This window comes from Streptomyces sp. 3214.6 (genome assembly GCF_900129855.1).
GTDB classification, from domain to species: Bacteria; Actinomycetota; Actinomycetes; order Streptomycetales; family Streptomycetaceae; genus Streptomyces; species Streptomyces soliscabiei.
In genome coordinates, this window is the sequence record NZ_LT670819.1 from 8,165,520 (window position 1) to 8,177,449 (window position 11,930).

General features: G+C 72.3%; 12 protein-coding genes. 10 read left to right on the forward strand and 2 right to left on the reverse strand.

The features are described from left to right. Window positions 1-33 precede the first annotated feature (33 nt). The 6 genes from B5557_RS36935 to B5557_RS36960 all read left to right on the forward strand — a co-directional run bounded on the left by B5557_RS36935 (window position 34) and on the right by B5557_RS36960 (window position 6,339). Window positions 34-1,425 carry a peptidase C39 family protein gene (locus B5557_RS36935; protein ID WP_079663564.1) on the forward strand — a complete coding sequence of 464 codons (1,392 nt, stop codon included), beginning with the start codon at window positions 34-36 and terminating at the stop codon, window positions 1,423-1,425. A gap of 92 nt (window positions 1,426-1,517) precedes the next feature. Further along, window positions 1,518-1,658: an SCO1431 family membrane protein gene (locus tag B5557_RS43315; protein ID WP_107472667.1), complete on the forward strand. Its 141-nt coding sequence runs from the start codon at window positions 1,518-1,520 to the stop codon at window positions 1,656-1,658. Window positions 1,659-1,732: 74 nt separating this feature from the next. After that, entirely contained in the window at window positions 1,733-2,392 is a 660-nt protein-coding gene (locus tag B5557_RS36940; protein WP_079663565.1) for a TetR/AcrR family transcriptional regulator, read from the forward strand. Window positions 2,393-2,498: 106 nt separating this feature from the next. Continuing rightward, on the forward strand, window positions 2,499-3,671 hold the full coding sequence (locus tag B5557_RS36945) for an acyl-CoA dehydrogenase family protein (protein WP_079663566.1): 1,173 nt from the start codon (window positions 2,499-2,501) through the stop codon (window positions 3,669-3,671). A gap of 399 nt (window positions 3,672-4,070) precedes the next feature. Beyond that, entirely contained in the window at window positions 4,071-5,186 is a 1,116-nt protein-coding gene (locus tag B5557_RS36955; protein WP_079665195.1) for a hypothetical protein, read from the forward strand. 31 nt (window positions 5,187-5,217) lie between these two features. Continuing rightward, window positions 5,218-6,339 (forward strand): phosphotransferase family protein, encoded by a 1,122-nt coding sequence (locus tag B5557_RS36960; protein WP_079663568.1) that lies wholly within the window; start codon window positions 5,218-5,220, stop codon window positions 6,337-6,339. A 28-nt stretch (window positions 6,340-6,367) separates the two neighbouring features. Here B5557_RS36960 and B5557_RS36965 read toward each other — a convergent pair whose 3' ends face one another. After that, window positions 6,368-6,832, reverse strand: a complete 465-nt coding sequence (locus tag B5557_RS36965; protein WP_079663569.1) for a hypothetical protein — start codon at window positions 6,830-6,832, stop codon at window positions 6,368-6,370. 230 nt (window positions 6,833-7,062) lie between these two features. On the opposite strand from B5557_RS36965, the gene B5557_RS36970 reads away from it, so the two are divergent. The 4 genes from B5557_RS36970 to fxsA all read left to right on the forward strand — a co-directional run bounded on the left by B5557_RS36970 (window position 7,063) and on the right by fxsA (window position 11,197). Continuing rightward, window positions 7,063-7,503, forward strand: coding sequence for an Lrp/AsnC family transcriptional regulator (locus B5557_RS36970; RefSeq protein ID WP_079663570.1), 441 nt, complete (start codon window positions 7,063-7,065; stop codon window positions 7,501-7,503). A gap of 49 nt (window positions 7,504-7,552) precedes the next feature. After that, the gene (locus B5557_RS36975; RefSeq protein WP_079663571.1) at window positions 7,553-9,154 is read left to right on the forward strand and encodes an amidohydrolase; all 1,602 of its coding nucleotides are present in this window, start codon (window positions 7,553-7,555) and stop codon (window positions 9,152-9,154) included. Window positions 9,155-9,720: 566 nt separating this feature from the next. Continuing rightward, a complete protein-coding gene (locus B5557_RS36980) occupies window positions 9,721-10,611 on the forward strand; it encodes a polyprenol monophosphomannose synthase (protein WP_231976132.1) in 891 nt (296 codons plus the stop codon). 46 nt (window positions 10,612-10,657) lie between these two features. Then, window positions 10,658-11,197: an FxsA family membrane protein gene (gene fxsA / locus B5557_RS36985; RefSeq protein ID WP_079663572.1), complete on the forward strand. Its 540-nt coding sequence runs from the start codon at window positions 10,658-10,660 to the stop codon at window positions 11,195-11,197. A 227-nt stretch (window positions 11,198-11,424) separates the two neighbouring features. Here the strand turns inward: fxsA and B5557_RS36990 are convergent, their stop codons facing one another. Next, window positions 11,425-11,799, reverse strand: a complete 375-nt coding sequence (locus B5557_RS36990; protein WP_020128921.1) for an RNA polymerase-binding protein RbpA — start codon at window positions 11,797-11,799, stop codon at window positions 11,425-11,427. Window positions 11,800-11,930: the final 131 nt, after the last annotated feature.

Genomic DNA, 11,930 nt, shown 5'->3' on the forward strand with positions numbered 1-11,930 from the left:
CAGCCGTGCCGACACCTCGGGGGTCATCCGCCCATGAGCAGAGCCGAACAGCCGTCCCGCAGAACGGTCCTCGCCGCCGCGGTCGTCGCCGCGACGGCAGGGGGCTCGGCCCCGACCGCCACGGCCGCCGACAGGGGCGCCGACGAAGCCGCCGCCACCGCGGACATGGGGGACGCCGAATCGGCCCCCGCCCGATCCGTCGACTACCGCGCCTGGACCACATACGCCGACTGGCGGGCCGGCACCGCCAAGGGCGCCCGAGCGGTGGCGGGCGTCCGCCCCGGAGTCGCCGTCGCGACCCCGCTCGGCACCGTCGGCTACACCGACCCGCACACCGGGACGACCGCGTCCTGGGAGTACGCGACCTGGACGTCCCCGCTGCACAGGCTCGCCGTCCCCTCGACCGAGGTGATCGCCTCCTGGAACGCGAGCACCCCGGCCGGGACCTGGCTCCAGGTCGAGCTGAGGGGCACCTACTCCGACGGCGCGGACACCCCCTGGTACGTGATGGGCCGCTGGGCCTCCGGCGACCAGGACATCAAGCGGACCTCGGTCGACGGCCAGAAGGACGGCAGGAGCACCGTCGGGACCGACACCCTCGCGATCGACGACGCCTCGACGGGCCTGCGCCTCACCTCCTACTGCCTGCGTCTCACCCTGTACCGCCGCCCCGGCACCGGCCTCACCCCGACGGTGTGGCGACTGGGCGCGATGGGCTCCGCCGTCCCGGACCGCTTCACCGTCCCCGTCTCCGCGCCCGGCCTCGCGCGCGAGCTGACCGTCCCGCGCTACTCGCAGGAGATCCACCGGGGCCAGTACCCCGAGTACGACAGCGGCGGCGAGGCCTGGTGCAGCCCCACCTCCTCGCAGATGATCATCGAGTACTGGGGCGGCCGCCTCACCCCGGAGCAACTGGCCTGGGTCGACCGCTCCTACGCCGACCCGCAGGTGTGCCACGCGGCGAGACACACCTACGACCACCAGTACGCCGGCTGCGGCAACTGGCCGTTCAACGCCGCCTACGCGGCCACCTTCAAGGACCTCCAGGGCGTGGTCACCCGGCTCTGCTCCCTCACCGACCTGGAGAGACTCATCGCGGCCGGGATCCCGGCCGTGACCTCCCAGTCCTTCCTCAAGGAGGAGCTCACCGGAGCGGGGTACGGCACCGCCGGACACCTGATGACCGTGATCGGCTTCACGGCCGGGGGCGATGTGATCGCGGGCGATCCGTTCTCGGCGGACGACAGTGCGGTGCGGCGCGTGTACCGGCGGCGGGAGTTCGAGAACATCTGGCTCAGGACCAAGCGGTACAACGCGAGCGGCAAGGTCGTCTCCGGTTCCGGGGGCGTCTGCTACCTCTACTTCCCGGCGCGTCCGACCGCGCCCCAGTGCACGGCCCTCACGGCGGTGGGCGTGCCCGTGTGAGGAAGGTCTCGGCCGCGAAAGCCCCGACGGGTGGCAAGGTGGACGGATCGGTGGGGGGAATCCACCCGGACGTCCGACCTCAGCGAGACACCATGACCGCACAGACAGCCACCACCGCCCGCGCCCGCACGGGCGGCCCCGACGCCGACGGCCCCAAGGTCCTCGAGCACGTCATGGGCTGGGTCCTCGTCGCGGTCGTCGCGATGCTGGTCACCCAACTCGGACTGCTCTGACGGGTGTGACTTGACGCACGGTTGACCTGACATACTGCGGATGTCCCGCCGACCGCCCGAGACCAGGGTCGAAATTGAATATCAGCGAACAGCGCGAAGTTGCCCGTCCCCGGGCACGCGGCACCGAGCGTTCACTGGCGCGCCGCGCCGAACTCATCTCCATCGGACGGAAGTTGTTCGCCGACACGTCCTACGACGCGCTGTCGATGGACGACATCGCCCGGCAGGCGCACGTCGCCAAGGGGCTGATCTACTACTACTTCCAGTCCAAGCGCGGCTACTACCTGGCGATCATCCAGGACTCCGTCGCCGACCTGGTCTCCTTCGCGGCGAGCGGCCTCGAACTGCCGCAGGTGGACCGGGTGCACCGCACCATCGACAGCTATCTGCGCTACGCGGAGCACAACCAGGCCGCCTACCGGACGATCGTCAGCGGCGGCGTCGGCTTCGACACCGAGGTGCACGCGATCCGGGACGGGGTGCGCGCGGCGATCGTGGCGACCATCGCCGAGGGCGCGTACGGCCGCGGCGACATCCCGCCGCTGCCCCGCATGGGCCTGCTCTCCTGGGTGTGCAGCGTCGAGGGAGCCACTCTCGAATGGATCGACCGCCCCGGACTCTCCCGCGAGGTCATGGGCGACCTGCTGGTGAAGACCCTCGGCGGCTCCCTGCGTGCCATCGAGGAACTCGACCCCTCCTTCCCGGCCCCGAAACCGGCCCGCCGCGAGGACTGACGCAGGTCCTTGCCTCTCCTTTGTGCTGCTCCCCGTGCGGCGACGACGTCCCGCGCGCATACTCACAGCGCGAGGCCGTCGGCCGGCCAGGGAGGAGGAGGCCGCCATGCCCGAGCGCGCGCCGACGCCGGTGGACCGGCCGCTGCCCACGGCCGAGGCCCGGGACCTCATGACCCTCGTCCGTGACCTCGCCCGCCGCGAGGTCGCGCCGCGGGCAGCGCAGGAAGAGGAGGCCGGCCGCTTCCCGCGCGAGCTGTTCACCCTTCTGTCCGCATCGGGGCTGCTCGGTCTGCCGTACGACTGCGCGTACGGCGGCGGCGGGCAGCCCTACGAGGTCTACCTCCAGGTCCTCGAAGAGCTCGCCGCGGCCCGCCTCACCGTCGGGCTCGGCGTCAGCGTGCACACCCTGGCCTCCTACGCCCTCGCGGCTCACGGCACGCGCGAGCAGCGGGCCGCGCATCTGCCCGCCATGCTCGGCGGCGGGCTGCTCGGGGCCTACTGCCTGTCCGAGCCGTCCTCCGGCTCGGACGCGGCCGCGCTGCGGACCAGGGCCGTACGGGAGGGCGACAACTGGGTGATCACCGGAACCAAGGCCTGGACGACGCACGGCGGGATCGCCGACTTCTACACCCTCATGGCCCGCACCGGCGGCGAGGGCGCCCGGGGGATCACCGCGTTCCTGGTGCCCGGCGACGCCGCGGGCCTGAGCGCCGCGGCCCCCGAGCGGAAGATGGGACTCAAGGGCTCGCCCACCGCCCAGGTCCACTTCGACGGTGTACGGATCCCCGACGCGCGCCGCATCGGCGACGAAGGGCAGGGCTTCGCGATCGCCCTGGCCGCGCTGGACTCCGGGCGGCTCGGCATCGCCGCCTGCGCGGTCGGCGTCGCCCAGGCGGCCCTCGACGAGGCCGTCGCCTACGCGAGGCAGCGGCGGCAGTTCGGGCGGCCGATCGCCGACTTCCAGGGACTGCGCTTCCTGCTCGCCGACATGGCGACCCGGATCGAGGCGGGCCGGGCGCTCTACCTCGCGGCCGCGCGGCTGCGGGACGCCGGCCGGCCCTTCGCCCGGCAGGCCGCCATGGCCAAACTCCACTGCACCGACGCCGCCATGCAGGTCACCACGGACGCCGTCCAGGTCCTCGGCGGATACGGCTGCACCGCGGACTTCCCGGTCGAGCGCTACCTGCGCGAGGCCAAGGTCCTGCAGATCGTCGAGGGCACCAACCAGATCCAGCGGATGGTCATCGCCCGTCACCTGCTGGGTCCGGAAACCCGCTGAACTGTCCGGGGCGCACCTGCGGGGCCGCCAGGCGCACCCACTCCGGATCGTGGCGCCCCGGCAACGTGCGGCCCCGGTCGGCCCAGACACGCAGCAGGTCACGGTAGATCGGCGGGTCCTGCGGGGGCGGCGGAGCAGGCGGAGCAGGCAGAGCAGGCTGAACCGATTCCGCACGGACGGGCCGCGGGCGCATGGGGACGAAGAGCGTGCGGTGACGCCCGGGCGCAGCCGAAGAAATGGGGGTCATACCGGGGCAACGCGGAGGTATGACGACAGGTCACCGAAAGATGCGATCGAGCGTCAGTTCGGGACGTGCCCCGGTTCCGGGCCGGTACGCATCTGTTCCGCGGGACACACCTGACGTACCGTCAAATCCCTTGCCCCCAGGGAGGTGTGTTCATGGACGACGACCGCCCCGTGCCGCTCGACGAGTACCCCGTCCACCAGGTGCCCCTGTCGATGAAGCACGTAGCGACCGGCGACCGCAACGCCTACGACCGCTGCATCTTCCACGTCCTCGACCACCAGGGGCGAGCCCTGCTGATCGCCGGCCTCGGGGTCTACCCCAATCTCGGCGTGATCGACGCCTACGCCACCCTGCGCGTCGGTGATCGCCTGCACGCCGTCCGCGCCTCCGACGCCCTCGGCGAGGACCGTATGCGGCTGGAGGTCGGCCCCCTGCGCGTCCAGGTCGAGCGCCCGCTGCGCGACTTCGTGCTGAGCTGCGCGGCGGACCCGGACGACCGCGAAGGACTGTCGTACGAGATCCACTGGTCGGCGGACTTCCCGGCCCTGTGGGAGCCGCACCACCAGCAGCGGCGCGGCGGGCGGCTCACGCTGGAGGGGAAGCGGTTCGTGCAGGCGGGCCGGTGCGTGGGATGGCTGCGCGCGGGCGGCGAGCTGACGCGGCTGACGGCCGGGGCATGGACCGGCACCCGCGACCGCAGCTGGGGCGTGCGGCCCGTGCCCGGTGAGGAGGGCGGGCGGCTCGCCCAGGACCACCTGACCGAGGGCTTCCACTGGATCTGGTGCCCGGTCCGTTTCGACGACCGCTTCCTGATGGTCATCATGCAGGAAGACGCGGACGGATACCGCTCCCTGAACGACGCCACGCTCGTCCGCCCGGGCCGACGCGACCGCCAACTCGGCTGGCCCCAGGCCGAGATCAGCTACCGGCCGGGCACGCGCCACCCGGAGCACGCCCTCATCCACCTCGGGGACCTCCGCAATCCGCTGGTGCTCGAGGCGGAGATCCTCACCTCCTCCCCGCTCGCGATCGGCGCCGGCTACCCGCCGGCCGCCGACTGGCAGCACGGCACCTGGCGCGGCCCCCGCTGGACCGACCGCCGCAGCTACGACCTGTCGAGCCCGCACCCCCTGGCCGGGTACGGGGTGACCGACCACGCCGCCCGCTTCCGCCTCGACGGCCGGACCGGCCACGGGATCTTCGAACACGGCTCGTTCGGCCGGCACGACCCGAGCGGCTTCACCGGCTTCGACTCGGTCGCGCCGTAAGGCAGTCGCAGCTCGGCCCTTTGGAGGTCACATGGCCACGACACCCCGCCCCCGCCCCCGCCCCCGCCCCCGCACCAGCACCCGCGACCCCGAGGAGATCGCCGGCCGGCTCACGGTCTGGCTCGCCACCCGTCTGCCCGGCGCCCGAGCCGTCGACGTCACCGTCCCCGCCTCCAACGGGATGTCCAGCGAGACCCTGCTCTTCGACATCGCGCATCCGAGGCGGCTTCAACCGCCCTTCCGGGCCTGCGCGTTGAGGCTCGCGGCCGACCCGTCGGCGTACACGGTGTTCCCGGTGTACGACATGGGCCGCCAGTACCGCACGATGCGCCTGGTGGCCCAGCACACGGACGTGCCCGTGCCGCGCGTGCTCTGGTTGGAGGAGGACCCCGTGCCGGTCGGCGCGCCGTTCTTCGTCATGCAGCGCATCGAGGGGCGCGTGCCGCCCGACGTCATGCCGTACACCTACGAGGGCAACTGGCTGCACGCGGCGAGCGACGCCCAGCGCGCACACCTGGAGGCGGCCACGATCGGCCTGTTGGCCCGACTGCACGATCAAGTGCCGCTGAAGGAAGCCGAGTTCCTCACCCTCCCCGGTGACGGCGACGCCCTCCACCGCCATGTCGAGGCCCAACGCGCCTACTACCACTGGGTCGTCGACAGCCTGCCCCGCTCACCGCTCATCGAGGACGCGTTCGAGAGGCTCACCGACCTCTGGCCACGCGATCCCGGCACACCGGTACTCACCTGGGGCGACGCCCGCATCGGGAACGTGATCTATGACGGCTTCGAGCCCGCGGCCGTCCTCGACTGGGAGATGGCGGCCCTCGCCCCGCGCGAGGTGGACCTCGGCTGGACGATCTACCTGCACCGCTTCTTCCACGACCTCACCGTCGCCTCCGGAGGGCGCGGACTGCCCGGCCTCCTGCGCCGCGAACGCGTCGAGGAACGCTACGCACGGCTCACCGGACACACCCCGCGGGACATGGACTTCTACACCCTGTACGCCGCACTGCGGCAGGCGATCGTGATGCTGCGCGTCGCCTACCGGCAGGTGTACTTCGGCGAGGCCGTCGTCCCGGCCGATCCGGACAGCCTGATCCTGCACCACGGCAGCCTGCGGGCCATGGTGCAGGGCAGCTACTGGAGTTGAGCCGGTGAAGCGAGCGCGGAAACGACGCTCAGGCGGCGACGCGGCGCAACGTCGGCACGCGCATCGGGCGTGAAGCCGGGCCACCGACGTGCGAGAAGGGCTGCGTACGCCAGTCCAGCCCCTGAGGGAGCGTCAGCAGGAGCGCGGTGTCCTGCTCCTGGGGCTCCACGGACTCGTCCGCGGGCCGGGCCTCGGATGCCGCGCGCCCCGTCCCCGCGCAGACCGTGAGCCCGAACGGGTTCCACGGCGAGGCGCACAGCGCGTGCTCCGGCAGGCTCTCCTCGTCCGCCAGCAGCGCGATGGGCTGCGCGCAGTCCGGGCAGATCACCCGGTACATCTCGAAGGTGTCGTACGCGTCGAAGTCGTCGGCCTCGTCGGCGTCGAAGCTGTCGGAGTAGTCCAGGTCGGCGGGTTCGACGCCCTCCGGCTGGGGCTCGACGACCGACTGGAGCCGCTTGGGCGCGGTGCGACCAGGGCGCTTAAGACTCTGCATGGGATTCTCCCCCTCGGGCTGGGCCGTGAAGGCACTGCGGCCTCGACCACAGCAAGCACTTCCCACCCCGTCTCGGCGGTAATCACGAGGGCATCACGAAGCCTTGACGAGTGCTGTGGCATTCGTCACATGCCGCATGCAGGTGCCGGGTGCCGCTCTCTCGTAAACCGGCTATGAGCTGGGGTGCATAGGTATACGCGGAGATCAGGCGCACTGTAGGTTCTTGCGTCATGGAGGAGCTGGACCGACAAATCGTGCAGCTGCTCGTCAAGGACGGGCGGATGAGTTACACCGATCTGGGCAAGGCCACGGGCCTGTCCACGTCGGCCGTGCACCAACGAGTGCGCCGGCTGGAACAGCGCGGCGTCATCCGTGGGTACGCGGCCGTCGTCGACCCCGAGGCCGTCGGGCTGCCCCTGACCGCCTTCATCTCGGTGAAACCCTTCGACCCCAGCGCCCCCGACGACATCGCCGACCGGCTGGCCGGCGTACCCGAGATCGAGGCCTGCCACAGCGTGGCCGGTGACGAGAACTACATCCTCAAGGTGCGCGTGGCCACCCCGCACGAGCTGGAGGAGTTGCTCGGACGGCTCCGGGCACTCGCGGGGGTGTCGACGCGGACGACGGTCGTTCTGTCCACCCCCTACGAGGCCCGGCCGCCGCAGATCTGAGGGGTCCCCCGTGCCGGGCGGCCGGGGGAGAGGCGCGAGACTGTTGCGCATGAGTGAGCGCGCCCCCCAGTCGAAGACCGTCCTGCTCCGCCGAGGAGAGGTCCACAGCCCCGCCGACCCGTTCGCGACCGCGATGGTCGTCGAGCGCGGCCAGGTCGCCTGGGTCGGCTCCGAGGGCGCCGCCGACGCCTTCGCGGACGGCGTCGACGAGGTGGTCGACCTGGACGGCGCCCTCGTCACCCCGGCGTTCACCGACGCCCATGTGCACACCACCTCCACCGGCCTCGCGCTGACCGGCCTCGACCTGTCCAGTGCTCCCTCCCTGGAGGCCGCCCTCGCCCGCGTGCGGGACTTCGCGGCGGCCCGACCGCAGGACAAGGTGCTGCTCGGGCACGGCTGGGACGCCTCCCGCTGGCCCGGCGGCCGTCCCCCGACGCGAGCCGAACTCGACACCGCCACCGGCGGCCGTCCCCTGTATCTGTCCCGCATCGACGTCCACTCGGCGGTCGTCACCACGGCCCTGCTGGACCTCACCCCCGGCCTCGTCGCCCCGGACGGCCCGCTCACCGCCGACGCCCACCACGTCGTCCGCGCCGCCGCGTTCGCAGCCGTGACGCCCGCACAGCGCACCGAGGCCCAGCGGGCCGCCCTCGCGCACGCCGCCTCCCTCGGCATCGGCTCCGTCCACGAGTGCGCCGGCCCCGAGATCTCCTCCGAGGACGACTTCACGGACCTGTTGCGGCTCGCCGCCGAGGAGAGCGGCCCGCGGGTCGTGGGCTACTGGGCCGAGCAGGATGTCGACAAGGCACGGCAGCTGGGCGCGCTCGGCGCCGCCGGCGACCTGTTCGTCGACGGGGCCCTCGGCTCGCACACCGCCTGTCTGCACGCCCCGTACACCGACGCCGGACACACCGGCGCCGCCTACCTGGGCGCCGCCGAGGTCGCCGCGCATGTGACGGCCTGCACCGAGGCCGGCCTCCAGGCGGGCTTCCACGCCATCGGGGACGCCGCCGTGACCGCCGTCGTGGAAGGCGTGCGGGCCGCCGCGGAGAAGGTCGGCCTCGCCCGGATCAGGGCCGCCCGCCACCGCGTGGAGCACGCCGAGATGCTCACACCCGAGACGATCGCCGCCTTCGCCGAGCTCGGCCTCACCGCCTCCGTCCAGCCCGCCTTCGACGCCCTGTGGGGCGGCGAGGAGGGCATGTACGCCCAGCGTCTCGGCGCCGAGCGGGCCCGCACCCTGAATCCCTTCGCGGCCCTCCTGCGCGCCGGTGTTCCGCTCGCCTTCGGCTCCGACAGCCCGGTCACCCCTCTCGACCCGTGGGGCACGGTCCGCGCCGCCGCCTTCCACCGCACGCCCGGGCACCGCGTCTCCGTACGCGCCGCGTTCACGGCCCACACGCGCGGCGGCTGGCGGGCGGTCGGCCGCGACGACGCGGGCGTCCTGGTTCCGGGCGCCCCCGCCGACTACGCGGTCTGGCGTACGGAGGAACTGGTCGTCCAGGCCCCCGACGACCGGGTCGCCCGCTGGTCCACCGACCCTCGTTCAGGCACCCCTGGACTGCCCGATCTGACCCCCGGCGCCGACCTCCCGGTATGCCTTCGGACGGTGGTGGGCGGCCGGACCGTGTTCGTGCGGCCGAGCGAGTGATCTCCCGGGGTGGCGCGGGGAGGATCACCCGTCCGCCCGTCGTCGCGCGACCTGCGTCTCCGCTCCGCTGACCAGGGCATTGGTGAAATACCCGCAGGTCGAACGGCTGTTGACAGCCGACGGCGGAAGGCCGGTAGGTTCGGCGGAGTCCACCACCGGACGCCCCGCCGGGGAATGTCCGCGCACTCGCCGCGGCGCCGCTGGGTCAGGGACGGTGTGCCGCACCGGCGCACCGCCACTGGCAGCCAGGCTCAGCGCCCGAGCCGCAGCGAGGGAACGTTCCGGCCGGTCGGGGAGGTGTGACCCGGGTGGGGCCCGGGCGCTCAGTAGACAACGGCATTCGGTCGACCCGCAGCCAGCGGGTCCCGGGCCGGCCCGAAGGGCGCCGGGCCCCCATCCGCAGCAGGCCTGTACGCACCCGCGGGGAAGGTGCGTACAAACAAGCTCAAAAGCACGTACATACCCGGCTCTCCCCCGTTCGACACCAGGAGTCGGTCGTCCTGGCATGTCGGCGCAGGCGAGGGCCACTATGGTGGTCCCCTGCGTACGGACACGAAGGGGCAGCAGTGAACGACGGCGACGGGACCCTCGCGGCACAGGACCGAGGGAGGCAGTTCGGTCCGCTCGGCACCGCCTTGGTGATCATTCCGACCTACAACGAGGCGGAGAACATCAAGAGCATCGTCGACCGGGTCCGCAAGGCTGTCCCCGAGGCCCACGTCCTCGTGGCCGACGACAACAGCCCCGACGGCACCGGCAAGCTCGCCGACGAACTGGCCGTCGGGGACGACCAGGTGCAGGTGCTGCACCGCAAGGGCAAGGAAGGCCTCGGCGCGGCCTACCTGGCGGGCTTCCGCTGGGGCCTGGAGAACGGCTACGGCGTGCTGATCGAGATGGACGCCGACGGCTCCCACCAGCCCGAGGAACTGCCCCGCCTGCTCACCGCGCTCAAGGGCGCCGACCTGGTCCTGGGCTCCCGCTGGGTGCCGGGCGGCCGGGTGGTGAACTGGCCCAAGTCCCGCGAGGTCATCTCCCGCGGCGGCAGCCTCTACTCCCGCCTCGCCCTCGACCTCCCCCTGCGCGACATCACCGGCGGCTACCGCGCCTTCCGCCGCGAGACCCTGGAGGGCCTCGGCCTCGACGAGGTCGCCTCCCAGGGCTACTGCTTCCAGGTCGACCTCGCCCGCCGCGCGGTCAAGGCCGGCTTCCACGTCGTCGAAGTCCCCATCACCTTCGTCGAGCGCGAGCTCGGTGACTCCAAGATGAGCCGCGACATCCTCGTGGAGGCGCTCTGGCGGGTCACGGCGTGGGGCGTGGGGGAGCGGGTCGGCAAGATCACCGGCCGCTCCGCCGACCAGCCGTCCGCCAAGCCGCTCAGCGCCACCGAGCCCCCCAAGGACGCGGCGCCCCCCAAGGACGAGCCTCACAAGGGTGCGGAGCCTCACAGCGGCGGTTGAACGTCCTCTTATGCCGCTCTGAGCCGGGTCCGGGCACACTGGGGGCATGACGACTGGCGCTCCGATCCCGACGTACCCCGCTTCCGCATCAGCATCCGCCCCCACCCGGCCCCGTCGCTCCCGTCTGCGGACGTTCCTGCCGCTGGGGCTCGCCGCGTGGCTGGTGCTGGAGATCTGGCTGCTGACCGTGGTCGCGGGCGTGGCGGGCGGATTCACCGTCTTCCTGCTGCTGCTCGCCGGGTTCCTGCTCGGCTCGGTGGTCATCAAGCGCGCGGGCCGGCGAGCCTTCCAGCAACTGAACGAGGCGCTCCAGCGCGGCACGGCCCCCACCCGGGGCGGCGGCAACGGCCTGATGATGCTCGGCGGCCTCCTGCTGATGATCCCGGGCCTGGCCTCCGACGCGCTCGGCCTGCTCCTGCTGCTCCCGCCGGTCCAGAAGGCCGTCGGCGCCTACGCGGAACGCACGGTCGACCGCAAACTCCGCGAGGCGAGCTCGGGCAGCCTGGGCGACGCCCTCCAGCAGGCCCGCATCCACCGCCCGGACGGCAAGGTGGTCCAGGGCGAGGTCATCAGGGACGAGCAGTAACACCACCCGGCCTGTCCCGCGTTCGATGACGAGGCCCGGGGGCCTGCCCCGGGCCGACGCGGTCCCCATGGGGTCCCGAGATGGGGTCCCGATGGGGGTCTGGGGGCGGAAGCCCTCAGAGCCGGTCAGCCGGGACCGGCGGAGCGCAGCACAACGACCGCGGGCGCCGTACGCATATCACGTACGGCGCCCGCGGTCATTGGCGCGCGTTTCTTGCCGGCCTCCCGCTACGCGGACTTGCGGCTGTCCCGGGGATGCACCGCAAGGTTCATCGCCCCGGACCGCAGAACGGCCAGCCTCTCCTCGAGGACCTCTTCCAGTTCCTCGCGGGTCCGCCGCTCCATCAGCATGTCCCAATGCGTACGCGCGGGCTTGGCCTTCTTCTCCTCAGGGCCGTCGCCGTCCACGAGGAGTGCAGGGGCTCCACAGACCTTGCACTCCCACTCCGGCGGAATCTCCGCCTCGACCGAGAAGGGCATCTCAAAGCGGTGCCCCTTCTCGCATGCGTACTCCACGGCCTGGCGCGGGGCCAGGTCGATACCGCGGTCCGTCTCGTAGCTGGTCACCACGAGGCGCGTGCCGCGAAGAGCTCGCTCACTCATGAATCGTGCCTCCCGGGCTTGTCGCCCACAGGACAGGTGTCGCTGTCGTCGTCATCCGGTCAACGTCCGGTCGGCGGTAAAGATTCCCGTTCCGTGTCCCGTTCCGGGTCGTGCGTCGCCGTCGTAGCCGC